Below are 25,269 nucleotides of genomic sequence, written 5' to 3' on the forward strand. Positions count from 1 at the left end.
ATGGTGGCGAGGGCGTCACTTCGGCCGGATCGCGTCCGCCGTGCCCTGGATGAAGGCCTTGATGCTCTCGATCTCCTCGCCCGAGAGCTTGCCCGTGAAGTCGGGCATGCCGCGCCCCACGGCAGGGCCGTTGAGAATGAACTTGTCCAGGTTCTGGATGTAGGCGGCGTCCATGTAGCCGAGGTTCGGAATGTTGCCGCCGCGGTCCACGCCCGGCACGCCGTGGCAGAACACGCAGTTGCTCACATAGAGCATGGTGCCGGCCTGCACCTTGGCGGGGTCGTACTTCACCCCCTCCACCAGCTTGCTCATGCGGTACTGCACGAACTCGGGCATCTTGGCCGTGCCGCCGACCGCGAAGGTGTAGACCGTGCCCGGACCCTGCCGCTCGGTCGCGCGCTGCGCGAGGCCGTAGACACCGCCCCAGCCCACTGCGACCGACACGTACTGCTTGCCGTCGACCATGTAGGTGGACGGGGCCGCGACCACGCCGGTACCGGTGGGGGTCTCCCAGAGCTTCTCGCCGCTCTTGGCGTTGTAGGCCAGCAGGCGTCCGTCGGCCGTGCCCTGGAACACGAGGTTGCCTGCCGTGGTGAGCGTGCCGCCGTTCCAGGGCGAGGCGTAGTCCACGCCCCAGGCTTCCTTCTGCGCCACCGGGTCCCAGGCGATGAGACGGCCGAAGGGCTTGCTCTTGGGCGGCTCGGCATTGGCGAACATCGCGGTGTTCCAGCCCATCCCTCCGTGCGGGCGGCCCGGCACGTTCTGGTCGAACTTCCAGTCCTTGTCGTCCATCAGGTTGATCGGCACGTTCTGCGCGGGCAGGTAGGCGAGGCCGGTCTGTGGGTTGAACGACATCGGGTGCCAGTTGTGCGCGCCGAAGGGGCCGGGGATGCTGTCGCCGGGCTTTTCGTTCTGGCGTGCGGCGGCGATCTCGATGGGCCGGCCGTTCTTGTCGTAGCCGGTGGCCCAGTTCACCTCGACAAAATTCTTCGCCGAAATGAACTTGCCGTTGGTGCGGTCGATGACAAAGAAGAAGCCGTTCTTCGGCGCGTGCAGCAGCACCTTGCGCGCCTTGCCGCCCAGCTTGACGTTGGCCAGGATCATCGACTGGGTGGAGGTGTAGTCCCAGTTGTCGCCCGGCGTCTCCTGGTAGTGCCACACGTACTTGCCGGTGTCGGGGTTCAGGGCCACCACCGAGCCCAGGTAGAGGTTGTCGCCGCCCTTGGGGCTGCGCTTGCTGTGCGCCCAGGGCGAGCCGTTGCCGGTGCCCACGTACATCAGGTTGAGTTCGGGATCGAAAGCGAAGCTGTCCCATGCGGTGCCGCCGCCGCCCGCCTCCCAGTATTTGCCGCTCGGATCCCAGGTCTTGGCGGCGCGCGCCATCGATTCGTCCTCGAAAGGCTTGCTTGGATCGCCCGGCACCACGAACCAGCGCCACTTCTGGTCGCCGGTCTTCGCGTCGTAGGCCGTGACGTAGCCGCGCACCCCGTATTCGGCGCCGCCGTTGCCGATGATGACCTTGCCCTTGAAGACGCGCGGTGCGCCGGTGATGGTGTAGGAGCCCTTCTGCCCCTCGATGGTGTTCTTTTCCCAGACCTTCTGGCCCGTGGCCGCATCGAGCGCGATGAGCCGGCCGTCGTAGGCGGCCACGTAGACCCGGCCCTCATGCAGCGCAACCCCGCGGTTCACCACGTCGCAGCAGCCCCGGAAGCCCTTGGACTTGTCGACCTGCGGATCGAAGGTCCAGAGCTTCTGCCCGGTGCGCGTGTCGATCGCGTGCACCACGCTCCATGACGCGGTGACGTACATCACGCCATCGACCACCAGCGGCGTGGCTTCCACGCCGCGCGTCGACTCGAGGTTGTAGGACCAGACCAGGCCAAGCTGCTTCACGTTGCCGGCATTCACCTGGTCGAGCTTGCTGAAGCGCGACTCGGCGTAGTCGAGGCCGTAGCTCGGCCAGTCGGGCGTCTTCTTCTGTGCCGCGTTGGCGCGGATGAAGTCGCCGTTCACCTGCTTGACGGCTGCCGCGGCGCGGTCCTGCGGGTTGCCCGGAGCCTGGGCGGAAACCGTCGACGCGCCCAGGCACAGCCATGCAGCGGCGAGCGGAAGCAGCCCGGCGTGGATCTTTTTCATCGTGAGTCTCCTTTGTGCCGCAAGGATCGTTTTTGTCGCCCTTGCCTTCACCTTCGGGATTTCCCCAGTCCGGCGCTGTTCCATTGCAGAACACATTCGAGAGGGGCCAGCGATTTCCGATTCCCCATTTTCCTGATTCCCCCGACTTCGAGGAGCAGCGAACAGCATGGCTTTCGAAAGGCTGGGCACGGCAACCGCGCCGCGCCAACTCTTTTCCACCACGCCCGCGCAGCGCGTGGCGCTTGCGCGGCAGCAGTTCTTCGAGGAAGGCGTGCGGCCCTCGGGCCTCGTCGGCGAAGCGGTGATCCAGTCATGGCTGCGCTGCACCCGCAACCACAGCGACCGGCAACGCATCGTGCCCTTCGATGCGGTCACGCCCAGCCGGCTGCACGCCACGCTGGCGCGCAACCGCGAACTGCTCGAGGTCGCGCGGCAAGAGCTCGCGAGCATGGAAAGCGCGCTCTCGGGCACCGATTGCCGCGTGATCCTGACGGACGGCGAAGGCGTGGTGGTGCATGTCACGCAGCACCCGGCCGGGGCGCACCAGCCGGTGCTGCGCAAGACCGCGCGCGTGGGCGTGAACATTTCGGAGCGCATCGTCGGCACCACCGCGCCGGGCATCGTGGCGACCACCGGTCAGGCCTGCACCGTCGACGGCGCGGAGCACTATTTCGACGTGCTGTCGCAGATGCAATGCGCCGCGGCGCCCATTCGGGACGTGACGGGCCAGCTTGCCGGCGTGCTCGACATCACGATGGAGGCGCGGCGCTTCGGTTTCGACGCGGCCTCGATGGTGGCGCTGTACGCCACCACCATCGAGAACCGGCTGCTGCAGGCGCAGTCGCGCGACCACCTGATCCTGCGCTTCCAGGCCAGCCCCACCTTGCTGGGCACGCCCATGGAAGCACTGGCCGGCGTGGCGCCCGACGGCACCATCGCGTGGCTCAACGGCGCCGGCGCGCGGCTGATCGGCCGCTTGCCCGAGGAGGCCTGCGAGCGCGATGTCGAGTCCATGCTGGGCCATGATCTCGCCAGCCTGCTGCGGCTCGAACGGCGCGACGCCGCGCAGCCGCTGCGCCTGGCCAGTGGCCTCGGCGTGTGGGTGCAGGCGCGGCTCAAGGCGGCGGACGGCGCGGACTTCAGGCATGCGGTGGCCATGCCCGGCGAGACCGGCGCGGTAATGTCCATCGAGCCCGCAACGCCGATCGACGCCTGTGCGGCCGAAGACAGCGCGGGAGCGGTGGTTCCCCGCCACGCGCACATGGAAACAGAAATGCCGCAGGGCGAAACCCTGCGCGAGCACAGCCGCAAGCTGATCGAGGAAGCGCTGGCGGCGCAGGGCGGCAACGTGTCGCAGGCAGCGCGGCAGCTGGGCGTGTCGCGCGGCACGCTGTACCGGCGGCTGCGCGACTGGCGCGAAGCGGACAAGGGCACGCCGACCGCGCCGGACTGATCGCGTACTGGCCCCCGTCGCCGGTCTTTCAGGCCGAAGGAATTCGGTACTCGCGCGCGGCGCGGGCCCGGCGCGCGCGCGCATCGAGCTGAAGAGGCCGCAGGTACTCGTGCAACGCCAGCGCGGCCGCGCCCACCGCGGGAGCCAGCTCGCCATAGCGGGCCAGGCGCAGGTCGGGCGCGGGCATGCCGGCCGCATCGGCATGGCGCTTCACCCTCTCGAAAGCCGCTTGCGCCAGGCCGCGATGGTGGGTGCACGACTTGCCGCCGAGCACGATGGCGCGCGGATCGAAGGTGACCCACAGGTTCTGCAGCAGCACGCCGAAGAAGGCGGCCGCACGCGCCGTGTCGGGTGCCTCGCGCTCCAGCGCGCGCGAGCCGAAGAAGGCTTCGGCGCAGCCTCTTCGCCCGCACGAGCACAGCGGCCCGTCGATCTGCAGGATGGTGTGGCCGATCTCGCCCGCCATGCCTTGCGCGCCCGTGAACAGGCGGTCGTTCAGCACCACGCCGGCACCCACGCCGACGTCGCAGCTGACGAAGATCAGCGGGTCGCCGCCTTCGCCGCCGAAGAACTCGTACTCACCGAGCGCGGCGGCATCGGCATCGTTCTGCAGCTGCACCGTGACGCCCGGCAGGCCCGCTGCCGCAAAGGCTTTTTCGAGCGCGGGCAGCAGGCTCACATTGCGCCAGCCGAGGTTGGGCGCAAAGCGGACCACGCCGGTGCAATCGTCCACCGCGCCGGGCACGCAGACGCCGATGCTCGACAGGCGCAGCCCCCGTTCGTTCAACTGCCGGTGCCCCTCCGCGGCCATGCGCGCGACCTGCGCGCAGACGCCGGCCGGGGCGCTGTCGGTCAGCGCGTGCGTGTCGGCATGGAGCACCTCGCCCTGCAGCGAGACGCAGGCCAGGCGCACCGTTTCAACGGCGATCTCGACGCCCATCAATGCGCGCACGCCGACGTTGATCTGCAGCGGCGTGGAAGGCCGCCCCAGGCCATCGGCAACCGTCGTACCCGCTTCGCTGAGCCAGCCCTCGTCGAGCAGCTCGCGCACCAGCAGGCTCACGGTCGATTTGGTGAGGCCGCTTTCGGTGGCGAGCCGCGCACGCGAGAGCCCCGGCCTTGCGCGCAGCAGCCGCAACAGGACGCTGCGGTTCATCCGCTTGAGCAGCTGTTGATCGCCGATGGTCACGAACCGACCCTCAGCCTGCGAACCACGAGCGCGCCTGCATTCACCGGTGCGCCTGCTCTTTTCCTTCAGGGCGCTTGCCGGCGATGATCATGCCGAGCACTTCGTCTTCGGTGACGTCCGCGGTGCGGTAGGTGCCGACGAGCTTGCCGTTCTTCATGACCGCGACGCGGTCGCTCAGCGAGAAGACGTCGGGCATGTCGTGCGTGATCAGGAAGATGCCGACGCCATCGGCCTTGAGCTGCTTCACGAGGCCGCCGACCATCGCGGTTTCTTCGGGGCCGAGCGCGGCGCAGGGTTCGTCCATGATGAGGATGCGCGCATTGAAGTACAGCGCGCGCGAGATCGCCACCACCTGCCGCTGCCCGCCCGAGAGGCGGCGCACCGGAATGCGGATGTTGGTGAAGTTCTTGTTCAAGCGGTTAAACACCTTGCGCGCCTGCACCTCCATGAAGTGGTCGTCGAGCGTGTTCCAGCGCGTCATCTTCTCGCGGCCGAGAAAGAGGTTGGACACCGAGTCGAGGTTGTCGGCCAGCGCCAGCGTCTGGTAGATGGTCTCGATGCCCAGCGCCTGCGCCTCGGCGGGCGTTCGGATGTGGACCTTCTCGCCCGCGATCAGCGTGTCGCCGGAGTCGATCGGGTAGGCGCCCGCGAGCATCTTCATGAGCGTGGACTTGCCGGCGCCGTTGTGGCCAAGCACCGCGACCACTTCGCCGGGATGGAGGTTGACGCTCACGCCGTCCACCGCCTTCACGCCGCCAAAGGCCTTGCGGATGTCGCGCAGTTCGACGAGGGGTCTGGATGTGTCGATGGTGCTCATCTCAGTTCTCTCCGAAACGCTTGCGATAGAGAACGTCGAACACCACCGCCACGATCAGCACCTGCCCGATGATCACCATGCGCTTGCCGATGGGCACGTCGAGCAGCAGCATGCCGCTGTCGAGCGACTGCATGATGAGTGCGCCCAGCACCGAACCGAAGATCGAACCGCTGCCGCCCGCGAGCGCCGTGCCGCCGATGACGGCGGCCGCGATCACGTACAGCTCCATGCCCGTGCCGAGCGAGTTGGTGCCGGCATTGAGCCGCGCAATCGACACGATGGCCGCCACCGTCACCAGCACCGCAAGCAGCGCGAACAGCATCAGCGTGACGCGCTTGACCGGAATGCCCACCAGCGCCGCCGCATCGGAGTTGCCGCCCATCGCGAACACGTAGCGCCCGAAGCGCGTGCGGTGCACGATGAACGACAGCACGATGGCCACCACGGCCCAGATCAGCACCGGAATCGGCAGGCCCTGGGGCGCGTCTTTCGAGGCGATCTGGTAGTTGTTCATGACGGCCGCAAAAACGAACACCACCGCCACCGGCACGGCGGTCAGCAGCAGCTCGAGCCACAGCGGCTCGTTGGGCATCTCGTGATGGGCGCGCGCGCGGCGCTTCTGCAGCATGCGCGCGAACAGCACCACCGCCACGAACACCGCGAGAACCCAGGTCGCGGTGGTGCCGATGCCGCCGTCGTACCCGCCGCCCAGGCGCTGAAAGAACTCGTCGTTCACCGGCTGCGTCTTGCCGTCGGCCACCAGGAAGGCCGCGCCGCGGAACGACATCAGCCCGCCCAGCGTGACCACGAACGACGGCACGCCCAGCATCGCCGTGAGCCAGCCCTGGTAGATGGACACCAGCAGCGCCACCGCAAGCCCCGCCAGGCAGGCCGTGGGCCAGGACCAGCCCGAGGTGTATTGCAGGTAGGCGATCAGCACGCCGACAAAGCCCATGACCGAGCCCACGGACAGGTCGATGTGGCGCGCCACGATGACCAGCACCATCACGGTCGCGACGATGCCCACCACGGCCGTCTGCTGCGCGACGTTGTAGAGGTTCTCGGGCGACAGGAACACGCCGCCGGACATCACGTTGAAGACGATGCCCATGACGACCAGCAGCACGCTCATCAGCAGAAGCCGCAGATCGACGCCCGCACGCCGCCACCAGCCTGGCGTTTGATTGCTCATTTTTCAGATCCTCTCGAAGAAGAAACGGAGGTGCGCGGCCGCGCGCCGGCCCGGCCTTCGGGCCGACCGGAACCGCGAGACGGCACGGATCGGGGAGCGCCTGCGGGCGCACCCGCTACTTGCAGGCGGCTGGCGCGCTGGCGGCCGGGACGCCCTTGCAGAGCTCGTCCTTCTTGATCCAGCCGGCCTTCACGACCACGTCGAGGTTGTCGCGCGTGATCGGCACCGGCGTGAGCAGGCGCGACGAGAGCGAGATCTTCTTCGGACCGGAATTCCACGGCGCGGCCTTCTCGGCCGGCTTGCCCTGCGTCAGCGCGATGGCGGCGCTGGCGGCTTCGCGGCCGAGTTCGCGCGAGTCCTTGAAGACGGTGGCGGTCTGCGTGCCCAGCGCAATACGGTTGAGCGCCGCAAAGTCCGCGTCCTGTCCCGACACCGGAACGCCGCGCAGGCCCTTGGCCGTGAGCGCCGCCACCGCCCCGCCGGCCGTGCCGTCGTTGGCCGCCACCACCGCATCGACCTTGTTGCCGACCTTGGTGAGGATCTGCTCCATGTTCTTCTGCGCGACCTCGGGCTTCCAGCCCTCGGTGTATTCGTCGCCGACGATCTTGATGTCGCCCTTCTTCACGGCGGCGTCCAGCACCTCTTGCTGGCCCGCGCGCAAAAAGTCGGCGTTCGGGTCGCTCGGCGAGCCCTTGATGATCACGTAGTTGCCCTTGGGCTTGACCTTGAAGACCTCGCGCGCCTCCATGCGGCCGACCTCGACGTTGTCGAAGGTGATGTAGAAGACGCCCGGCGCCTCGATCAACCGGTCGTACGCGACCACGGGCACCTTCTGGCGCGTGGCCTTGGTGATGGCTGGCAGGATCGCGTCCTTGTCCATCGCCAGCACGATGAGCGCCTTGGCGCCCTTGGACATCAACCCCTCGATGTCGCCCAGCTGCTTCTCGGGCGAGCCGCCCGCGTCGGCACTGATGTACTTGGCGCCGAGCTTCTCGAGCTGGGCCTTGATGGCGGCCTCGTCGGTCTTCCAACGTTCTTCCTGAAAGTTGGACCAGCTCACGCCGACCACGGTCTGGGCCAGTGCGCCCACTGCGGTGAGGCCGAAGGCCATGGCGGCCAGGGTGTGCTTGAGTTGCATCGATGTCTCTCCTTGGAGGATTTGCCCGGCGAAAAAGCCGTGTAAGAAATTAGTTAGTTTGAAGGGCGAACTAACTATCCCATCGCCGCCGGACGATGGGCATCCGGGAATTCCCGGGGAACAGGCGCGCGCGGAGGCGTGGCGAAACATCGAAATATTCAATGCTCAGAGAAAAAATATATCGTTTTCGGTTATGTGATTCGCTGCTTAAAGTTCGGCGCTCCTGAACTCACAGATGCGATTCGAACCATGACCGCGCCCACCGAAAGAATTCCGTTCCATCTGGCTTTTCCCGTTCGCGACATTGCCGAAGCGCGCGCCTTCTATGGCAAGCTTCTGGGTTGCCCGGAAGGCCGCAGCGCGCCCGAGTGGGTCGATTTCGATTTCTACGGCCACCAGATCGTGGCGCACCTGGCGCCCGATGAATGCGGCCACAAGGCCAGCAGCGCGGTGGACGGCCATGACGTGCCGGTGCGCCACTTCGGCGCGATTCTTCCGATGGACAAATGGCAGGCGATGGCCGACAAGCTGGTCGCCCGGAAAACCCGCTTCGTGATCGAGCCCTACATCCGCTTCAAGGGCGAGCCGGGCGAGCAGGCGACCATGTTCTTTCTCGACCCCTCGGGCAATGCCATTGAGATGAAGTCGTTCGCGAACCTGGACTCGCTGTTCGCCGTCTGAAAGCGCCAGCCACAGCAGATGGTGATGACTCATTGAACCGCGCATCGATTCTTGAGATGCTCGGTTCATGATCAACGAGCTCAGAACCTTCATCTCCGTCTGCCGCCACGGCACCTTCGCCGCCGCCGGAGAACGGATCGGCCTGACCCAATCGGCGGTCAGCAGCCAGATCAAGCGGCTCGAAGATGCCTTGGGGTTCGAGCTCTTCGACAGGACCGGGCGGTCGGCCACCTTGAACGCCGCCGGGGAGACGACCCTGGCACGCGCCGAGGAGATCTGTGCGCTCTATGCAAAGCTCGGCGAGCTGCCGGACGACGCCTCGAACGGCGGGCTGCTGCGGATCGGCGCCATCGCTTCGGCCCAATCGACGCTGGTGGCGCGGGCGCTGGCCAAGCTGCGCGCCACGCTGCCGCTGCTGCGGGTCCACGTGTCGCCGGGCGTGTCGATGCGGCTGATGGACGAGCTCGACGCGGGCAAGATCGATGCGGCCGTGATGATCCGGCCGCCGTTCGGGATTCTTCCGGACCTGATGTGGCAATCGCTGGTGCACGAGCCTTACGTTCTCATTGCGCCGACGAAGGTGCCCGGAAAAGACTGGCGCACGCTGCTCCAGGAGCAGCCCTTCCTGCGCTACGACCGCGCGTCGTTCGGCGGGCGCATGGTGGAAAGATTTCTTCGGCGCGAAGGGCTTGTGGTGAAAGACGCCATCGAGCTGGACGAGATACCCGGCCTCATCCACATGACCGCCAAGGGACTGGGCGTTGCGCTGGTTCCGCTGGTCGAGGCGCACCTTCCCCTTCCGGCGGGCGTTCGCGTGCTTTCGCTGGGCGAGCTCACTTTCTATCGCGAGGTGGGGCTTCTTCAACGCAAGCCGCGGGCGAGTCCGCCGGTGGTTGCGCAGTTTGCGCAGTGCTTGCGGGAGGCGGCAGAAGCCGCGGAAGAAAAGGCCCGGCCTCCGAAGGCGAAGGCCGAAGGCGCCAAGCGCCGCTAGGCCGTCGCCCGCCGCATCAGCGGTTGGCGAGCGGAAATTCTTCGGCGCTGAACACCGTGTGAAAGACCGTGCCGTCGAACATCTCGAACAGATGCTTGGAGAGCTCGCGGCTTTCGTAGCGCACGGGCGAATCGAGCGCCAGCGCGATGTCTTCGCGGCTGGCATAGCGGGTCGACAGCACCATGGCCAGTTCGGGATCGCTCACATCGCTTTCGATCTGGCGCAGCACGCGCACTTCGAGCACGCCGGGAAAACGGGTCCAGAGCGGCACCAGCTTCTCGTGCACGTGCCGGTCGAAAGCCTCTTCCATGCCGGCCTTGACCTTGCCCCGGAAAAACGCGCAACGGATGAACATGGGTGTCTTCTTTACTGGTTGAAATGTGTTGTCGGGCCGCGCGCAGGGTGCGGCCAATGCGTGCTTCAGTCGCGCGCGTAGCCGTTGAACTGGCGCATCATGGCCGCCGTGTCCTCGGCCCCGAGACCGGCCGCCACGAAGGCGCGGTGCAGCTCGGAGACCGCGCCCGCCAGTGGCAGCGGCAGGCGTTCGGCTTGCGCAAAAGCCTGCACGGCCTCGAGGTCCTTGAGCATGTTGTCGATGCGGCCGGTGGGCGTGAGATCGCGTGCGGCCATCTTGGGGCCGAACTCGCGCAGGATCTGGCTGTCGGCCCGGCCGCCGGCCAGCGCGGTGTGCAGCTTCGACGCATCGACGCCGCCGGCTTCGGCCAGCCGCACCGCCTCGGCCACGGCCTGGAAGCCGATGGCGCAGAGCAGCTGGTTGACCAGCTTGGTGGTCTGCCCGGCGCCGCTTTCGCCCATGCGGGTGTAGTTGGCGCACAGGCTGTCCATCACGGCGCGAGCACGTGCCACGTCGTCTTCGCTGCCGCCCGCCATGACCGTCAGCTGGCCGACGAGGGCCTTGGGGGCGCCGCCCGAGAGCGGCGCATCGACGAAGCCCATGCCCGTGCGTTCGCGCAGCAGCTGCGCGAGCCGACGCGTGGAGACCGGATCGATGGACGACATGTCGATCAGCAGCCGGCGCGAATCCGCGGGCTCGGCGGCGGCCACGCCGGTTTCTCCGAAGAGCGCACGCTCCACCACGGCCGCCGAATTGAGGCTGGTGATGACGAAGTCGCTAGCCGCCGCGGCCATGGCCGCGGTGCCGGCGACGTGCGCGCCGTGCGGCTCCAGCGCGGCGACCTTGGCGGTGTCGAGGTCGAACACGCGCACCGTGTGGCCGCATTCGAGCAGGCGCCGCGCAATGGCCGAGCCCATGATGCCGACGCCGATCACGGCCACGCGCTGGCTTGGGAATGTCATGCGGCAACTTTCAGTGAGGCGGAGCAATTCTGTGCGAACGCGATCAGGCGCGCGCCCACAGAGGCCACGATCAGCGGCACCGGCTCCTCGATGCCGGCGTGCAGTACCTCCGGCTCGTCCGCGCCGGGTTTCTCGAAGCTCTGCAGCTGGCTGTCGAGCAGCGCGGGCGGCATGTAATGGCCGGTGCGTTCCTCCAGCCGGTGCCGGACCAGTGCGCGCGGACCGTCCAGGCAGACGAAGTGCAGGCCGGGTGCCGCCGTGCGCAAGCGGTCGCGGTAGGCGCGCTTCAATGCCGAGCAAGCCACCACCACGCCTGCCGGCGCCGCAGCTTCGTCGCTCAATCGCGCACCGATGCGTTCCAGCCAAGGCCAGCGGTCCTCGTCGCAGAGCGGCACGCCGCCGCGCATGCGCGCCACCGCCTCCGGCAGGTGCAGGTCGTCGCCGTCCACCCAGGGCACGCCCAGCACACAGGCCAGGCCGGCGGCCACGCTGCTCTTGCCGGTGCCCGAGACGCCCATCACCACCACGGCCAGCCTTGCCCGGTGCGGTTGCTGCTGAAGGGGGGCCATGGGAATCAGAGGCTGGCGGTGATGCCGCCGTCCACGTACAGGATGTGGCCGTTGACGAAGCTCGATGCGTCCGACGCGAGAAAGATCGCCGCGCCGCCCAGTTCTTCCACGTCGCCCCAGCGCCCGGCGGGCGTGCGGCCGGAAAGCCACGCGGTGAATGCCTCGTCGGCGACCAGCGCCTGCGTCAGCTCGGTCTTGAAATAGCCGGGCCCCAGGCCGTTGACCTGGATGCCGTACTTGCCGAGGTCGATGGCCATGCCCTTGGTGAGCATCTTCACGGCGCCCTTGGTGGCCGCGTAGGGCGCGATGCCGGGGCGGCCCAGCTCGCTCTGAACCGAGCAGACGTTGATGATCTTGCCGCGCTTGCGCTCGATCATGCGCTGCGCCACGAAGCGGCCGACGAAGAACACGCTGTCGATGTTGGTGGTGGTGATCTTGTGCCAGGCGTCGATCGGAAACTCCGCGAACGCGCCGCGGTGCTGCATGCCGGCGTTGTTGACCAGGATGTCGATGGGGCCGACTTCGGCTTCGATGCGTGCCACGCCCGCTTCCACCGCGGCGGCGTCCGTCACGTCGAAGGCCATGGCTTCGGCCGCGACGCCCCGGGCGCGCAAGGCGTCGCGCGCGGCTTCGAGCGCGCCGGCATCGCGCGCATTGAGCACGATGCGTGCGCCGGCCGAGCCCAGCGCCGCGGCCAGCGCGAAGCCGATGCCCTTGCTGGAGCCGGTGATGAGGGCGGTGCGCCCGGAGAGGTCGAACAGTTTCAAGCGGGGCTCCAGGAGGAATGGGCGGAATGCGCACGAGGCGGCAATGCGAATACGTTACCGGTATCCTATTGGAGCGTCAAGGGTGAAAACCTTGGTGGAACTTCCTTTGGACGACCTCAGGCAAAGGTTAAAGTTACCGGTATCTTTATTGCGCCCAGCCGCGCCACCCGCAGGAGAATTCGCTTGACCGCTGCCACTACACCCCCGCACGTGCTGATGCCCGGCCCCTATCCGGAATGGGACATGGCGCCGATGGCGGCGAGCTACACGCTGCTTCGCTGGTGGGAGGCGCCGGACCGGCAGGCCTTCATCGCCGAACACGCCCCGCAAATCCGCGCGGTGGCCACGCGCGGCGAGTTGGGCGCGAGCGCCGAGCTGATCGCCTCGCTGCCCAGGCTGGAGCTGGTCGCCTGCTACGGCGTGGGCACCGACGGCATCGACCTTGCGGCCTGCCGCGCGCGCGGCATCCGCGTCACCAACACGCCCGACGTGCTCAATGGCGACGTGGCCGACCTTGCCGTGGGCCTCACGCTCGCGCTGCAGCGGCGCATTCCGGCCGGCGACCGCTTCGTGCGCAGCGGCGAATGGGCCCAGGGCCCGATGCCGCTGGCCACGCGCGTCTTCGGCCAGCGCGTGGGCATTGCCGGTTTCGGGCGCATCGGCAGCACCATCGCCCGGCGGCTCTCGGGCTTCGAGATGGAGCTGGGCTACTTCAGCCGCACGGCGCGCGAAGACAGTGCGCTGCGCCACTTCAACAGTCTTGCGGCCATGGCCGAATGGTGCGACGTGCTCATCGTCATCCTGCCCGGCGGCGAGGCCACGCGCGGCATCGTCGATGCCGAGGTGCTGCAGGCGCTGGGCCCCAAGGGCTGGCTGGTGAACGTGTCGCGCGGCACCACGGTGGACGAGGGCGCACTGCTGCAGGCGCTCGAGCAGCGCAGCATCGCGGGCGCGGCGCTCGACGTGTTTCTGAACGAGCCGCGCATCGACCCGCGCTTTGCGGCGCTCGACAATGTGGTGCTGCATCCGCACCATGGCAGCGGCACCGAGGAGACCCGCCGCGCCATGGGCGAACTGGTTCGCCGTAATCTGCAGGCTCACTTCGGTGGCCAGCCCCTCGTCACCCCGGTCGCCTGACGGCCTGAAGGAGAACCCCATGCGTATGCGTTGTATGTGCCTCGTGATCCATGCCCCCGATGACCTGCGCCTGGAAGAACAGGACGCCGGAGACATCGGCCCGGGCCAGGTGCTGGTCAAGGTTGGCATGGGCGGCATCTGCGGCTCCGACCTGCATTACTTTCACAACGGCGGCTTCGGCACCGTGCGCATCAAGGAGCCGATGGTGCTGGGCCACGAAGTGGCGGGCACCGTGGTGGCCACGGCGCCCGGCGTCGACAGCGTGCGCATCGGCGACAAGGTGGCCATCAACCCGAGCCGCCCGTGCGGCGCCTGCAAGTTCTGCCTCGAAGGCCTGCCCAACCAGTGCCTGGACATGCGCTTCTACGGCAGCGCCATGCGCACGCCGCACGTGCAGGGCGCGTTCCGCAACATGCTGCTGTGCGAGGCCACGCAGTGCGTGAAGGTGGCGGCGCACGTGCCGCTGCGCCTCGCGGCGCTGGCCGAGCCGTTCTCGGTGGGGCTGCATGGCGTGTCGCGCGCAGGCCCGCTCCTGGGCAAGCGCGTGCTGGTGTCGGGCTGCGGGCCCATCGGCGTGCTGGCCATTGCGGCGGCGCGTGCGCACGGCGCGGCCGAAATCACCGCCACCGACGTCGTCGACGAACCGCTCACCTTCGCGCGCGCCATGGGCGCCGACCACACCATCAACGTCGCGCAGGACAAGGCCTGGGTGTCGCGCTATTCGGCCGACAAGGGCACCTTCGACGTGATGCTCGAATGCTCGGGCAACGAGCGCGCGCTGCGCGACGGGCTGGAGGTCATGCGCCCGCGCGGCGTGGTGGTGCAGCTGGGGCTGGGCGGCGACGTGAGCATTCCGCAGAACATGGTGGTTGCGAAGGAGCTCAGCATCTGCGGCTCGTTCCGCTTCCATGCGGAGTTCGCGCTGGCGGTGCGGCTCATCAACGAAGGCCGGGTCGATCTGTCGCCGGTCGTGTCGCACACCTTCCCGATGCAGCAGGCACGCGAGGCCTTCGAACTGGCGAGCGACCGCCAGCGTGCGATGAAGGTGCTGATCGACTTTGCCGACACCGGCGCGGAAAACGCCGCGGCCTGATCGGCCTCAGGAGCTTTCCCGCTGCACGACGCGAAACGGGATCAGCACCGTTTCCGCGGGCGGCCGATTGCCTTCGCGGGCGCCGTCGATCACCCGCAGCAGCAGTTCGCCCGCGGCCCTGCCGATGCCCACGCAATCCACCGCCACGGTGGTGATGCGCGGATGGCAGGCGCGCGCCACCTCGAAGTCGCCGAAACCCGCGATCGCGATGCGGCCCGGCACGTCCCAGCCGCGGCGCTGGCATTCCATCAGCGCGCCGAAGGCCGAGAGATCGGACACGCACATCACGGCATCCACGTCGGGCCATTGATGGATCAGCTGCACCACGGCCTCGCCCCCTTGCGCCATCGAGATCGGCGGCTGGCCGAAGCTGATGACGCGCCCATCGGGCAGGCCCAGTTCGCGGATCGCCTCGACATAGCCGCGCTGCCTGTCGGCCCCGCGGGTGTCGCGGTTCGAGGTGCCGCCGATGAAGGCGATGCGCCGGTAGCCCTGGCCGTGCAGGTGCCGCACCATCGCGGCGGCCGCTTGCGCGTTGGAGAAGCCGACCGTGTGCTCGATGGGGGTGGCGGGCAGATCCCAGGTCTCGACCACCGGAATGCCGGCCGCCTGCAGCATGGCGCGCGCGGCGGACGTGTGCGCGCCTCCGGTGAGGATCACGCCCTCGGGGCGGCGCGCGAGCATCGCACGGACAAGGCGTTCCTCGGTCTCCACGCGGTAGTCGGTATAGCCCAGCAGCAGCTGCAACCCGCGCGCTTCCAGGGCGGCGGCAATGCCTTGCGCGGTTTCTGAAAAGTTGGAGTTGTTCAGCGACGGAATCAGCACCGCGACGAAACCCGAGCGCTTGCTGGAGAAGGTGCGCGCGGTCTGGTCGATGACGTAGCCCATCTCTTCGCAGGCCTGCAGGATGCGCTGGCGCAGCGCCTCCGAGGTGGCGCGGTCGCTGCCCGTGCGCCGGTTGAGCGCACGCGACACGGTCATCTTCGAGACGCCGACGCGCGCGGCGACGTCGGCCATCGTCGCCGGACGAGGCAGGGGGGCGGAGGCTTTGGTCGAGGGCAAGGTGCTTTCTCTGGATGCGGGTCCGAGGATAGGCGAGGACGGGCGGGAACAGAGGCTTAAGGTTACCGATATCGCAAAGCAAGGGACTACATGCATCCCTGGTTCAGCGTGCTGGCGCCATCACGTTGCTCCTCGCCAGCCTTGGCCTCTAAGGGGGAGGTCCGGCACATCAACATAGGACAACTTTGCGTTGAGAAAAATACCAATCACTATTCTTCTCAGAAAAAATAAAGTAAACTATTTTTTTCTTCCCATAGGGCACTTGCCATGGCAGCAACGGTTCCGTCTTATGCAGACGTCGTGATCATCGGAGGCGGCGTGGTCGGATGCTCGATCGCCTATCACTTGACCAAGCTGGGCATCCGCGACGTGCTGCTGCTTGAACGCAGACAACTCACCTGCGGTACGACTTGGCACGCAGCCGGGCTGGTCGGCCAGCTTCGTGCGACGCGCAACCTGACAGAGCTGGCCAAATACACGACCGATCTGATCTACAAACTGGAGGCGGAAACCGGCCAGGCCACCGGACTCAAGCAGAACGGCTCGATCTCCGTTGCATTGACGCAAGAGCGAATGGAGGAGTTGAAGCGGCAGGCTTCGATGGCGCAGAACTTCGGCCTGGAGGTGGATGTCATCTCGCCACGGGACATCTTGCAGCGGTACCCGTACATCAACCTCGACAGCGTGGTGGGGGGTGTATTCCTGCACAAGGATGGCCAATGCAATCCTGTAGACGTCACCCAGGCTTATGCCAAAGGTGCGCGCATGGGCGGGGCGAAGATCATCGAGAACGTCAAGGTGGAACGCATCCTCAAGGAAGGCGGCAAGGCTGTGGGTGTGGTCACCGACCAAGGCGAGGTGCGTTCCTCCACCGTTGTGATTGCCGCCGGCATGTGGTCGCATGAGCTGGGCCGCCAGACCGGGGTGAACATTCCACTGCATGCGGCGGAACATTTCTACATCGTTACCGACCACATCAAGGATTTGCCAGGGAATCTGCCCGTGCTGCGTGTCCCCGACGAATGGGCCTACTACAAGGAAGATGCAGGCAAGATTCTGCTTGGTTGCTTCGAGCCCAAGGCCAAGCCGTGGGGAATGAAGGGGATCCGCGAAGACTTTTTTTTCGACTCCCTGCCCGAGGACATGGATCACTTCATGCCTGTCCTGGAAAAGGCCGCTTCACGCATGCCCGCACTCGAAAACACGGGCATCCAAACCTGGTTCAACGGCCCGGAGAGCTTTACGCCCGACGACCGCTATCTGCTGGGTGAAACCGCGGAAGTCAAAGACCTGTTCGTTGCCTGTGGCTTCAATTCCATCGGCATTCAGAGTTCGGGGGGCGCAGGCAAAGTACTGGCTGAATGGATACGGGACCGCCGCCCACCGCTCGACCTGGTCGACATCGAGGTGCAGCGGATGAATCCGTTTCAGGGCACCCGGCAATATCTGCATGACCGGACCGTCGAAACCTTGGGTTTGCTCTACAAGACACACTGGCCGTTCTACCAATACACCACGGCGCGTGGCGCCAGGCGCAGTCATTTCTACGACAAGCTCATGCAGGAAGGTGCCGTGTACGGCGAACTCGCCGGGTGGGAGCGCCCCAACTGGTTTGCGCCAAAAGGCGTGGCGCCAGAATACGAATACAGCTACGGTAAACAAAATTGGTTCCCGCATGTTGCGGCCGAGTGCCGCGCGACGCGGGACAGCGTCGCGCTGTATGACCAAAGCACGATGACCAAGTTTCTGGTCGAAGGGCGAGATGCCTTGACGGTCCTCGAGACCATTTCGTGCAATCGGATCGACGTCCCGTTGAACAAGCTCGTCTATACGCAGTGGCTCAACCCGCGCGGAGGAATCGAGGCGGACTTGACCATCACCCGAACGGGCGAACAGCAGTTCCTGGTCGTATCTGCTGCGGCGACACACTTCCGGGACCTGTCCTACCTGCGCCGGCACGCCGAGGCGGCGAGCCACTGCTTCGTCGTCGACCAGACGGCAGGTACGCCAATGCTGGGCCTGATGGGACCGAAGGCGCGTGCGGTGCTGGAAAAGGCCGCACCGCACACCGACTTTTCCAATGACGCCTTCCCTTTCGGTACATCGCAGATGATCGAGATCGGGTATGCGCAAGTGCGCGCCAGCCGTATCACCTACGTGGGCGAATTGGGATGGGAGCTTTACATCCCAGGTGAATTTGCCCTGCATGTCTACGAACGGCTGCGTGAAGCTGGCTCGGAATTCGGGTTGTCGCTGGCCGGCATGCATGCGATGAACGCCTGCCGCATGGAAAAAGGCTACCGCCATTGGGGTGACGACATCAGCGTCGAAGACACCAATATCGAAGCTGGCCTCGGCTTTGCCGTCGCTTACGACAAGCCAATCGATTTCATTGGCAAGGACGCGCTGCTGCGTCAAAAAGCCGAGGGCACACCCAAGAAGCGCCTGCTCCAGTTCCGGCTGAAGGACACCGACCGCCTGCTTTACAAGGAGGAGCCGATCTGGGTGAACAACGCGCGTGCCGGGTCGATCACTTCGGGCATGTACGGCCACCGCATCGAAGCGTCGCTAGGTATGGGCTATATACGCGCGTCCGAGGCGATCACAGCCGAATGGCTGACGGCACAGAAGTTCGAGATCGAAATTGGATGGGAGCGCTACGAGGCGCAGGCTCAACTGGCACCTTTCTACGATCCCAAACAGCAGCGCGTCAAGGCATGAACGGCGTCAGGACAGCCAAACCCAAACGGAGAAGCCGAACGGGGGAAACCTCTGCTGCTTCGATCCCCCTTCTCTCTGGAGCCACCGTGAACTTGCCTTCTCTTTCCTATGTGCTGAGCCTGACCTGCAACGACCGGCGCGGAATCGTCAGCGCCGTTTCTCGATTCCTGAGTGATCGCAATGGGAACATCGAAGAGGCCGCGCAGTTCAATGATCAGGAAGCCAAGCGTTTCTTCATGCGCATAGCTTTCACCATGCAGGAAGAAGCCGTCAGCCTGCAGGACTTGCGCTCGCAATTTGCGAACACCGCCGAGGAATTCGGCATGGAGTGGCAGTTAGTGGACACGCAGGTGCGCATGCCCACCGTCATCATGGTGTCCAAACTCGGCCATTGCCTGCATGATCTTCTGTTGCGCTGGAAGACCGGACTGCTTCCCATCGACGTCAGGGCGATCGTGTCGAATCATCGAGACTTCTATCAGTTGGCGGCCTCCTATGACATCCCGTTCCACCACATTCCTGTCTCGCCTGACACCAAGGCAGAAGCAGAAGCCGAGCTGCTGCGGATCGTTGGTGGGGAAAAAGCAGAGCTGGTCGTGCTTGCCCGCTACATGCAAGTCCTGAGTGATGACCTTTGTAGAAAACTTGCCGGCAAGGCCATCAACATTCACCACAGCTTTCTGCCAGGATTCAAAGGCGCGAAACCTTACTATCAGGCTTACGAACGTGGTGTGAAGCTGATCGGTGCCACCGCCCACTACGTCACCGGTGACCTGGATGAAGGCCCCATCATCGAGCAAGGTGTCGAACGCGCCGACCATGCCATGAGCCCAGCGGCACTGACGTCTCTTGGCAGGGACGTGGAAAGCGTCGTATTGGCCCGAGCGGTCAAGTGGCATGCCGAGCACCGCCTGATCCCCAATGGAAGCCGCACCGTCGTCTTCAAGTAAACGGCTTCGCTCATCCGCGAAGCGATTCCCCGCAGCGCGAAGTCCCGTTTTGCCAGCAGGAAAAAACTGCAAACCTTTTGTTCTTGGAAGGAAAAGCCGCTCGGTTATTATGTGCTTCGGTGATGAAGACAGACAATATCCTTGCAGGCGGAGATTCGGCACCGGCAAATGTCGACGGTGCGAGCCTGGGTGAAGAGATCAGAAAACTTCGGAAGGCGCGAGGCTACTCTTTGACGGACGTGGCCACGGCAATTTCGCGTTCGATCAGCTTCATCAGTCAACTTGAAAGAGGCAACGCGTCCCCATCCATCGCAGACCTCAGGGGCATCGCGCAAAAATTGGAAGTGCCCTTAGGCTGGTTCTTCTCGCACGATCAGGTTCCATCCAACGAGCGCGGAAAAATCGTAAGGAGCACCGAGCGGCGACGGCTAGGCACTGTGACGAGCGGGCTGCTGGAAGAGTTACTTTCGCCCGATATAGGCGGTGCGTTTGAAATGTTCCTCAGTACCTTTGAACCGGGCGCCGCACTTCGAACTTTCAATCAGCGCGACACCGAAGAAGAAGGCTATGTCGTCAGAGGCAGTCTGAACCTCTGGATCGGGAAAAAGCGTTTCACGGTAAATGCCGGCGACAGTTTCAGAATCGTGCGCGAGCCCTTTCGATGGGCCAACCCCACCAAGGAAGATGCGGTGGTGGTCTGGGTGATCTCCCCTCCAACCTATTGATCATTGGCACACCTGCCGCTCGCTTGACTGCCCCTCTTCAAGCCGGCGCTGCCCTCCCAATCACGCCGACCATCAATTCCGCCGGGCACGACCGGTGAAGTTCGCCCGTGCCAGTGAACCGCGGAACTCGATGCGCCGGGGACTCCAGTTGCGGTCGGCACCGAGTGGCTTGTCGCTTGCAGAGTGTTCCGGTCTTCACTAGCGCCTTTCTCCTGCGAAGGTTCCTGGCAGGTAACCGGGGGCGCCCCAATCGGTTCCTTGACTTCTGGCGATCGCCCGCGGATTGCGCACGCGTCTGGGTTGAGAAAAATATTGCCTTGCTTTTTTTTCTGATCAATAATTAGTTCAACGTTTTTATTTTTCGGGATCAGGAGAATTTCGTCCGAATAAGGACCCGCCGACGACGTAGGTGTTCAGCACCAGGGTGGTTGGCTCATGTGTCGCTTGGTCGGATGACACAGCGAGAAGTGCGATCAGCCGGATGTCGGACGATGACAACGTTGCCAACCCTCTTCACTCCAGGATCCGACATGCAACTCAATCACCTCCAACTCGCGGCGCTTTGCCTCGGCTTAGTCGTCGGCACCACTGCACAGTCTGCAGAACAGGTCGTCAAGATCGGCATGACCGGCCCCCTGTCGGGCGGCAATGCGTACGCTGGCAGAGACAATCAGAATGGCGTCGCCTTGGCCATTCAGGACTTGAACGCAAAGAAGATCGTGGTCGGTGGCCAGACGATCAAGTTCGAACTCCAGTCCGAGGACGATCAATGCGATCCGAGGGCTGGCGTGACGGTCGCACAGAAGCTTATCGACAGCGGCGTCAAGTACGTTTTCGGTCCTTACTGCTCAGGCGTCGCTATACCGGCATCGCGCATCTACAGCGAAGGCAACGCGATGCTGTCCACGGTCGGCAGCAATCCCAAGGTCACGCAGGGCGGGTACAAAAATCTGTTTCGCATCATTGCTGGTGACAACCAAGTTGGAGCGAGCATGGCCACCTACGCGGCCAAGGCACTCAAGGCAAAGACCGTCGGCGTCATCGATGATCGGACCGCTTTCGGTCAGGGCCTGGCGGATGAATTCATCAAGGAGGCCAAAGCACTGGGAATGACGGTGGTCGGTCAGGAATTCACCACTGACAAATCGGTCGACTTTTCTGCGATTCTCACCAGTCTCAAGAGCAAGCAACCCGACGTCATCTTCTTCGGCGGCTACACCCCGCAAGGCGCCCCGCTGGTGCGCCAGATGAAGCAGCTTGGCGTCAATGCCAAGCTACTGGGAGGAGACACGGTCTGCACGCCGGAACTCGGCAAGATTGCCGGAAGCGCGGCTGACGATACCCTGTTCTGCGCGCAGGGCGGTGCCATCTTGAACAAAACGGCAAACGGCCCGCAATTTCGGGCGACGTACCAAAAACGCTTCAATCAGGAGCCCGATGCCTATGCTGCGTCGTTCTACGACCAGACCATGCTTGTGGCCGAATCGATGCAAAAGGCCAACTCGCTGGACGTCGACAAGGTCGGCGCCGAAATGTACAAAGCATCCTATAAAGGGATCGCAGGACTGTATGAGTACGACGAAAAGGGCAACATGAAGAAGGCGCCCGTCACCGTTTACGTATTCAAGAACGGGGTGCCCGTGCCCCTCGAAAGTTATTGAGGCGATCGCACGGCCAACCGTCGCCCTGGACACGCCCATGTACGAGTCAATGCGTGCCTGCAGGTACAGCTTGCGCCACAACTTCGCGATGGGCCACATGAGGCTCGATTGAACGGGGTGACTTTTTGGACGAGAAATTTGTCCAGCAGGCCTGCCGCACCATCGACTAGGTGCGGGCGAGCCACTTGGTCGCGCTGACGGCACTGACACCGGGCAAGACGACGGCATTTGATGCGCTGACGCCATGCTCAGTGACGTCTTGAACCATCTCCGGGCCGCGCAGGTACGTCACGGCGTATCTACTTGCTTCCGACATGCACTCGGCAGTTTTGGGTGTGTTCATGAAATCCTTTAGCCCGGCGGGGTAAGCCCCGTGCCCGATTTCCGTCTCGTTTGATACGATTTTTGCCAAAGCCGCCGGTTTCAAAGGCGTTGGAGACAAGATGGGTTCGAGCATTTCACCGAGCGGCGCCGGCCAGGCGCTGTACCGCACCATGGTGCGCATCCGCGCCTTTGAAAATGCCGCGGAAGCGGCGAGCCAGGGTGGCGTGAGCGCCTATGGCCAGCAGGCCGCCGGTTCCGCCAAGGTGCGCGGACCGCTGCACCTCTCGACCGGGCAGGAGGCCGTGCCCGCTGGCGTGTGCGCCCATCTGCGAACGAGCGACTACCTCACCTCCACGCATCGCGGCCACGGCCATACGCTGGCCAAGGGCGCGGACCTGACACGCATGATGTGCGAGCTGTTCGGCAAGGCCACCGGTTTCAATGGCGGCAAGGGCGGCTCGATGCACATCGCGGATTTTTCCGTCGGCATGCTGGGCGCGAACGGCGTGGTGGCGGCGGGACTGCCGATTGCAGTGGGTGCGGCGCATGCGCAGAAGCTGCTGAAGAAAAATGGCGACATCACGGTCTGCTTCTTCGGCGATGGCGCGATCAACCGCGGGCCCTTTCTCGAGGCGCTGAACTGGGCGCGCGTGTACGACCTGCCGGTGCTCTTCGTCTGCGAAGACAACCGCTGGAGCGCCACCACCGCGAGCGGACCGATGACGGCCGGCGAAGGTGCATCGGCACGCGCCGCCTCGATGGACATCGCGGCGACGCAGGTCGATGGCAACGACGTGTTCGGGGTGCACGAAACCGCGGCCAGGCTGGTCGCCGAGGTGCGCGGCGGTGACGGGCCGCGCCTGCTGCATGCGCTGACCTATCGGGTGAAGGGGCATGTGTCGGTCGACGTCGCGGCTTACCGCGATCCGGCCGAACTGGCTGCCGCGCTCGAAACCGATCCGATCGCGCGGGCACGCGGGCATCTCCTCTCGCACGGCGTCAGCGCAGCCACGCTCGATGCGATCGAGAACGCGGCGCGCGACGAAGTCGATACCGCGCTGGCCGTGGCCGACGCGGCGCCCTGGCCCGAGCCCGGCGACGCCTTCACCGACGTGCAGACCATCGGAGCCGGGCAATGGCACTGACGATGACGCAGGACCTCAGCTATTCCGAAGCCGCCGTGCTCGCCATCCAGCGCGAGATGGAGGCCGATCCGCGCGTGGTGGTGCTCGGCGAGGACGTGGGCCGCGGCGGCATCTTCGGCCAGTACAAGGGCCTGCAGCAGGCCTTCGGCGCCGAGCGCGTGATCGACACGCCGATCAGCGAGGCCGCGATCATGGGCGCGGGGGTGGGCATGGCGCTGGCGGGCCTGCGGCCCGTGGTGGAAATGCGCGTGGTCGACTTCGCGCTCTGCGGAATGGACGAACTGGTGAACCAGGCCGCCAAGAACCGCTTCATGTTCGGCGGGCAGGGCCGCGTGCCGCTGGTGGCGCGCATGCCGGGCGGCATCTGGGATGCCTCGGCCGCGCAGCATTCGCAGTCGCTCGAAGCCTGGTTTGCTCACCTGCCGGGCGTGGTGGTGGTGAGCCCTTCGACGCCGCAGGACAACTACAGCCTGTTGCGCGCGGCGCTGCAATGCGGCGATCCGGTGGTCTACATCGAGCACAAGACGCTCTGGGGCCAGCGCGGCGAAGTGAACGAGGACATGGCCGTGCCGCTCGGCACGGCGCGGCGCGTGCGCGAGGGCGACGCGCTCACGCTCGTGAGCTGGAGCAAGCAGATGCAGGCGTGCGCCGCGGCCTGCGACACGCTCGCGGCCGAAGGCATTGCGGTCGACCTGATCGACCTGCGCACGCTCTGGCCCTGGGACCGCGAAACGGTGCTCGCATCGTGTGCGCGCACGCGGCGGCTTTTGGTGGTGCACGAGGCGGTGCAGGTGGCGGGCTTCGGGGCGGAGATTGCAGCCAGCGCCGCGGAGGCCACGGGGTGCCGCGTTGCGCGGCTCGGCGCACCGCGCATTCCGGTCGGCTATGCGCCGGTGCTCGAGGCAGAGTCGCGCGTCGGCGCCGAAGCCATCGCGGCCGGCGCGAGAAAACTGCTGGGCTGAGCCGCCGTGCGCCATGGACCCGCTGTTCTTCAAGCTGGTGCGGGTGGTCAACCTCACGGCACGCCCGTTCCATGAGAAGGTCGGCCGCGAGCACCATCTCACGCTCAACGAATGGCGCGTGATGGCGGTGCTGGGCAGCGAGCCCGGGCTCAACGCGACGCAGATCGCCGACTTCACCGGCCTCGACAAGATGGCGGTGAGCCGCGCGCTGGCCGGCCTGAAGCGCCACAAGCGCGTGCAGCGCCTGGGCGACCCCACCGACCGGCGCCGTAGCCGGCTCTATCTCACGGCGGCCGGCAAGGCGCTGCACGAAACCGTCGGCGCGCTGGGCCGGCAGCGCGAGGCCGTGCTGTTCGAGGGCGTGAACGCCGACGAGCTGGCCCGCCTCGACGCCACCCTGGACAAGCTCGTTGCCGCCGTCCAGCGCGCCGACTGAGGCGCCTGGTCAGGCTGCGAAGCCGCCGTCGATGTTGAGGCTGGCACCGGTGACGAAACCTGCCTCCGGGCTGGCCAGATAGGCCACCATGCCGGCAATTTCCTCGGGGCGCGCATGGCGGGCCAGCGCCATCAGGCCGTGCATGGCGGCGGCGTTCGGGCCGTCGACGGGGTTCATGTCGGTGTTGACCGGGCCGGGCTGCACGTTGTTGACCGTGATGCCGCGCGGACCGAGGTCGCGCGACAGGCCCTGCACCAGCCCCTTCAGCGCCGACTTGCTCATGGCATAGGCGCTGCCGCCGGGCCAGGGCATGCGCTCGGCGTTGGTGCTGCCGATGTTGATGATGCGGCCGCCTTCGCCCATGTGCCGCGCGGCCGCCTTGGCGGCCACGAACACGGCGCGCACGTTGATGTCCAGCGTGCGATCGAAATCCTCGAGCGAGAAATCTTCCAGGGTGCCGGGCAGGAACACGCCGGCGTTGTTGACGAGCACGTCGATGCGGCCAAGCGTGCGTGCGGCTTCATCGATGCCGGCGGTGAGCGCGGCGGCGTCGGCGCTGTCGATCTTCAGCGCCAGCGCGCGGCCGCCTTCGGCTTCGATGCTGCGCGCCAATTCGTCGGCCGGCGCGCTCGAACTCGCGTAGCTGAAGGCGACGGCGGCGCCATCTTCGGCCAGGCGCCGCACGATGGCGGCGCCGATGCCGCGCGAACCGCCGGTGACGAAAGCGACTTTGCCCGCGAGGATGGGAGAGGTTGATTTGCTGGGAGCCATGATGGGTATTCCTGTCGGTTGTGAGGTTGAAG

General features: G+C 65.7%; 24 protein-coding genes. 12 read left to right on the plus strand and 12 right to left on the minus strand.

The window, feature by feature from the left end; translation table 11 throughout:
* Positions 1 to 15: 15 nt before the first annotated feature.
* Complete coding sequence (locus ACJ7Z0_RS14570) at positions 16 to 2,136, minus strand: PQQ-dependent dehydrogenase, methanol/ethanol family (protein ID WP_434790400.1); 2,121 nt, start codon at positions 2,134 to 2,136, stop codon at positions 16 to 18.
* Between the two features lie 166 nt (positions 2,137 to 2,302).
* Between ACJ7Z0_RS14570 and ACJ7Z0_RS14575 the strand changes: the two genes are divergently transcribed.
* Positions 2,303 to 3,589 carry a helix-turn-helix domain-containing protein gene (locus ACJ7Z0_RS14575; protein WP_434790401.1) on the plus strand — a complete coding sequence of 429 codons (1,287 nt, stop codon included), beginning with the start codon at positions 2,303 to 2,305 and terminating at the stop codon, positions 3,587 to 3,589.
* Positions 3,590 to 3,617: 28 nt separating this feature from the next.
* On the opposite strand, the gene ACJ7Z0_RS14580 is transcribed toward ACJ7Z0_RS14575, so the two are convergent.
* The 4 genes from ACJ7Z0_RS14580 to xylF form a co-directional block, all read right to left on the minus strand.
* Complete coding sequence (locus ACJ7Z0_RS14580; RefSeq protein WP_434790402.1) at positions 3,618 to 4,778, minus strand: ROK family transcriptional regulator; 1,161 nt, start codon at positions 4,776 to 4,778, stop codon at positions 3,618 to 3,620.
* Positions 4,779 to 4,818: 40 nt separating this feature from the next.
* Positions 4,819 to 5,595 (minus strand): ATP-binding cassette domain-containing protein, encoded by a 777-nt coding sequence (locus tag ACJ7Z0_RS14585; RefSeq protein WP_434790403.1) that lies wholly within the window; start codon positions 5,593 to 5,595, stop codon positions 4,819 to 4,821.
* A gap of 1 nt (position 5,596) precedes the next feature.
* A complete protein-coding gene (locus tag ACJ7Z0_RS14590) occupies positions 5,597 to 6,787 on the minus strand; it encodes a sugar ABC transporter permease (RefSeq protein ID WP_434790404.1) in 1,191 nt (396 codons plus the stop codon).
* A gap of 115 nt (positions 6,788 to 6,902) precedes the next feature.
* Complete coding sequence (gene xylF, locus ACJ7Z0_RS14595) at positions 6,903 to 7,925, minus strand: D-xylose ABC transporter substrate-binding protein (protein WP_369654249.1); 1,023 nt, start codon at positions 7,923 to 7,925, stop codon at positions 6,903 to 6,905.
* A 249-nt stretch (positions 7,926 to 8,174) separates the two neighbouring features.
* On the opposite strand from xylF, the gene ACJ7Z0_RS14600 reads away from it, so the two are divergent.
* Positions 8,175 to 8,606 carry a VOC family protein gene (locus ACJ7Z0_RS14600; protein WP_434790405.1) on the plus strand — a complete coding sequence of 144 codons (432 nt, stop codon included), beginning with the start codon at positions 8,175 to 8,177 and terminating at the stop codon, positions 8,604 to 8,606.
* Positions 8,607 to 8,673: 67 nt separating this feature from the next.
* Entirely contained in the window at positions 8,674 to 9,597 is a 924-nt protein-coding gene (locus tag ACJ7Z0_RS14605) for a LysR family transcriptional regulator (protein WP_434790406.1), read from the plus strand.
* 16 nt (positions 9,598 to 9,613) lie between these two features.
* On the opposite strand, the gene ACJ7Z0_RS14610 is transcribed toward ACJ7Z0_RS14605, so the two are convergent.
* From ACJ7Z0_RS14610 to ACJ7Z0_RS14625, 4 genes are all read right to left on the minus strand, one after another.
* Entirely contained in the window at positions 9,614 to 9,952 is a 339-nt protein-coding gene (locus ACJ7Z0_RS14610) for a putative antibiotic biosynthesis monooxygenase (RefSeq protein WP_431126681.1), read from the minus strand.
* Between the two features lie 65 nt (positions 9,953 to 10,017).
* Entirely contained in the window at positions 10,018 to 10,914 is an 897-nt protein-coding gene (locus ACJ7Z0_RS14615; RefSeq protein WP_434790407.1) for an NAD(P)-dependent oxidoreductase, read from the minus strand.
* Positions 10,911 to 11,483 carry a gluconokinase gene (locus tag ACJ7Z0_RS14620; protein ID WP_434790408.1) on the minus strand — a complete coding sequence of 191 codons (573 nt, stop codon included), beginning with the start codon at positions 11,481 to 11,483 and terminating at the stop codon, positions 10,911 to 10,913. The genes ACJ7Z0_RS14615 and ACJ7Z0_RS14620 overlap by 4 nt, the downstream gene beginning before the upstream one ends.
* 5 nt (positions 11,484 to 11,488) lie before the next feature.
* Positions 11,489 to 12,250: an SDR family oxidoreductase gene (locus ACJ7Z0_RS14625; protein WP_431126675.1), complete on the minus strand. Its 762-nt coding sequence runs from the start codon at positions 12,248 to 12,250 to the stop codon at positions 11,489 to 11,491.
* Positions 12,251 to 12,433: 183 nt separating this feature from the next.
* Between ACJ7Z0_RS14625 and ACJ7Z0_RS14630 the strand changes: the two genes are divergently transcribed.
* On the plus strand, positions 12,434 to 13,387 hold the full coding sequence (locus tag ACJ7Z0_RS14630) for a 2-hydroxyacid dehydrogenase (protein WP_434790409.1): 954 nt from the start codon (positions 12,434 to 12,436) through the stop codon (positions 13,385 to 13,387).
* Positions 13,388 to 13,406: 19 nt separating this feature from the next.
* Positions 13,407 to 14,480 carry an L-idonate 5-dehydrogenase gene (locus ACJ7Z0_RS14635; RefSeq protein ID WP_434790410.1) on the plus strand — a complete coding sequence of 358 codons (1,074 nt, stop codon included), beginning with the start codon at positions 13,407 to 13,409 and terminating at the stop codon, positions 14,478 to 14,480.
* Positions 14,481 to 14,486: 6 nt separating this feature from the next.
* On the opposite strand, the gene ACJ7Z0_RS14640 is transcribed toward ACJ7Z0_RS14635, so the two are convergent.
* Complete coding sequence (locus tag ACJ7Z0_RS14640; protein ID WP_434790411.1) at positions 14,487 to 15,497, minus strand: LacI family DNA-binding transcriptional regulator; 1,011 nt, start codon at positions 15,495 to 15,497, stop codon at positions 14,487 to 14,489.
* A gap of 312 nt (positions 15,498 to 15,809) precedes the next feature.
* Here ACJ7Z0_RS14640 and ACJ7Z0_RS14645 point away from each other — a divergent pair, with 312 nt between their 5' ends.
* The 4 genes from ACJ7Z0_RS14645 (at position 15,810) to ACJ7Z0_RS14660 (ending at position 21,599) form a co-directional block, all read left to right on the plus strand.
* Positions 15,810 to 18,263: a GcvT family protein gene (locus ACJ7Z0_RS14645; RefSeq protein ID WP_434790412.1), complete on the plus strand. Its 2,454-nt coding sequence runs from the start codon at positions 15,810 to 15,812 to the stop codon at positions 18,261 to 18,263.
* Positions 18,264 to 18,355: 92 nt separating this feature from the next.
* Positions 18,356 to 19,213, plus strand: a complete 858-nt coding sequence (purU, locus tag ACJ7Z0_RS14650; RefSeq protein WP_434792664.1) for a formyltetrahydrofolate deformylase — start codon at positions 18,356 to 18,358, stop codon at positions 19,211 to 19,213.
* A 122-nt stretch (positions 19,214 to 19,335) separates the two neighbouring features.
* On the plus strand, positions 19,336 to 19,938 hold the full coding sequence (locus ACJ7Z0_RS14655) for a helix-turn-helix domain-containing protein (RefSeq protein ID WP_434790413.1): 603 nt from the start codon (positions 19,336 to 19,338) through the stop codon (positions 19,936 to 19,938).
* 530 nt (positions 19,939 to 20,468) lie between these two features.
* Positions 20,469 to 21,599 (plus strand): branched-chain amino acid ABC transporter substrate-binding protein, encoded by a 1,131-nt coding sequence (locus ACJ7Z0_RS14660; RefSeq protein WP_434790414.1) that lies wholly within the window; start codon positions 20,469 to 20,471, stop codon positions 21,597 to 21,599.
* Between the two features lie 166 nt (positions 21,600 to 21,765).
* Here ACJ7Z0_RS14660 and ACJ7Z0_RS14665 read toward each other — a convergent pair whose 3' ends face one another.
* On the minus strand, positions 21,766 to 22,056 hold the full coding sequence (locus ACJ7Z0_RS14665; protein WP_434790415.1) for a hypothetical protein: 291 nt from the start codon (positions 22,054 to 22,056) through the stop codon (positions 21,766 to 21,768).
* Between ACJ7Z0_RS14665 and ACJ7Z0_RS14670 the strand changes: the two genes are divergently transcribed.
* Genes ACJ7Z0_RS14670 through ACJ7Z0_RS14680 form a run of 3 tightly spaced genes read left to right on the plus strand, consistent with a single transcriptional unit; the run spans position 22,043 to position 24,466 of the window.
* Positions 22,043 to 23,068, plus strand: coding sequence for a thiamine pyrophosphate-dependent dehydrogenase E1 component subunit alpha (locus ACJ7Z0_RS14670; RefSeq protein WP_434790416.1), 1,026 nt, complete (start codon positions 22,043 to 22,045; stop codon positions 23,066 to 23,068). The genes ACJ7Z0_RS14665 and ACJ7Z0_RS14670 overlap by 14 nt on opposite strands.
* Entirely contained in the window at positions 23,059 to 24,030 is a 972-nt protein-coding gene (locus ACJ7Z0_RS14675; protein WP_434790417.1) for an alpha-ketoacid dehydrogenase subunit beta, read from the plus strand. Before ACJ7Z0_RS14670 ends, ACJ7Z0_RS14675 begins: the two co-directional genes overlap by 10 nt.
* Positions 24,031 to 24,043: 13 nt before the next feature.
* Positions 24,044 to 24,466, plus strand: coding sequence for a MarR family winged helix-turn-helix transcriptional regulator (locus ACJ7Z0_RS14680; RefSeq protein ID WP_434790418.1), 423 nt, complete (start codon positions 24,044 to 24,046; stop codon positions 24,464 to 24,466).
* 9 nt (positions 24,467 to 24,475) lie between these two features.
* Here ACJ7Z0_RS14680 and ACJ7Z0_RS14685 read toward each other — a convergent pair whose 3' ends face one another.
* Entirely contained in the window at positions 24,476 to 25,237 is a 762-nt protein-coding gene (locus ACJ7Z0_RS14685; RefSeq protein WP_434790419.1) for an SDR family oxidoreductase, read from the minus strand.
* Positions 25,238 to 25,269: the final 32 nt, after the last annotated feature.

Source organism: Variovorax palleresanus, assembly GCF_051144945.1.
In the GTDB taxonomy this organism is placed as follows: Bacteria; Pseudomonadota; Gammaproteobacteria; order Burkholderiales; family Burkholderiaceae_C; genus Variovorax; species Variovorax paradoxus_S.

Bases quoted from the DNA above. Each gene is read 5' to 3' on its own strand.
- ACJ7Z0_RS14615 (WP_434790407.1), bottom strand. From the start codon at position 10,914: ATGACATTCCCAAGCCAGCGCGTGGCCGTGATCGGCGTCGGCATCATG.
- ACJ7Z0_RS14620 (WP_434790408.1), bottom strand. From the start codon at position 11,483: ATGGCCCCCCTTCAGCAGCAACCGCACCGGGCAAGGCTGGCCGTGGTG.
- xylF (WP_369654249.1), bottom strand. From the start codon at position 7,925: ATGCAACTCAAGCACACCCTGGCCGCCATGGCCTTCGGCCTCACCGCA.
- ACJ7Z0_RS14655 (WP_434790413.1), top strand. From the start codon at position 19,336: ATGAAGACAGACAATATCCTTGCAGGCGGAGATTCGGCACCGGCAAAT.
- ACJ7Z0_RS14680 (WP_434790418.1), top strand. From the start codon at position 24,044: ATGGACCCGCTGTTCTTCAAGCTGGTGCGGGTGGTCAACCTCACGGCA.
- ACJ7Z0_RS14645 (WP_434790412.1), top strand. From the start codon at position 15,810: ATGGCAGCAACGGTTCCGTCTTATGCAGACGTCGTGATCATCGGAGGC.
- ACJ7Z0_RS14675 (WP_434790417.1), top strand. From the start codon at position 23,059: ATGGCACTGACGATGACGCAGGACCTCAGCTATTCCGAAGCCGCCGTG.
- ACJ7Z0_RS14635 (WP_434790410.1), top strand. From the start codon at position 13,407: ATGCGTATGCGTTGTATGTGCCTCGTGATCCATGCCCCCGATGACCTG.
- ACJ7Z0_RS14670 (WP_434790416.1), top strand. From the start codon at position 22,043: ATGGGTTCGAGCATTTCACCGAGCGGCGCCGGCCAGGCGCTGTACCGC.
- ACJ7Z0_RS14575 (WP_434790401.1), top strand. From the start codon at position 2,303: ATGGCTTTCGAAAGGCTGGGCACGGCAACCGCGCCGCGCCAACTCTTT.
- ACJ7Z0_RS14605 (WP_434790406.1), top strand. From the start codon at position 8,674: ATGATCAACGAGCTCAGAACCTTCATCTCCGTCTGCCGCCACGGCACC.
- ACJ7Z0_RS14600 (WP_434790405.1), top strand. From the start codon at position 8,175: ATGACCGCGCCCACCGAAAGAATTCCGTTCCATCTGGCTTTTCCCGTT.
- ACJ7Z0_RS14640 (WP_434790411.1), bottom strand. From the start codon at position 15,497: ATGGCCGACGTCGCCGCGCGCGTCGGCGTCTCGAAGATGACCGTGTCG.
- ACJ7Z0_RS14590 (WP_434790404.1), bottom strand. From the start codon at position 6,787: ATGAGCAATCAAACGCCAGGCTGGTGGCGGCGTGCGGGCGTCGATCTG.
- ACJ7Z0_RS14665 (WP_434790415.1), bottom strand. From the start codon at position 22,056: ATGCTCGAACCCATCTTGTCTCCAACGCCTTTGAAACCGGCGGCTTTG.
- ACJ7Z0_RS14660 (WP_434790414.1), top strand. From the start codon at position 20,469: ATGCAACTCAATCACCTCCAACTCGCGGCGCTTTGCCTCGGCTTAGTC.
- ACJ7Z0_RS14585 (WP_434790403.1), bottom strand. From the start codon at position 5,595: ATGAGCACCATCGACACATCCAGACCCCTCGTCGAACTGCGCGACATC.
- ACJ7Z0_RS14610 (WP_431126681.1), bottom strand. From the start codon at position 9,952: ATGTTCATCCGTTGCGCGTTTTTCCGGGGCAAGGTCAAGGCCGGCATG.
- ACJ7Z0_RS14685 (WP_434790419.1), bottom strand. From the start codon at position 25,237: ATGGCTCCCAGCAAATCAACCTCTCCCATCCTCGCGGGCAAAGTCGCT.
- ACJ7Z0_RS14570 (WP_434790400.1), bottom strand. From the start codon at position 2,136: ATGAAAAAGATCCACGCCGGGCTGCTTCCGCTCGCCGCTGCATGGCTG.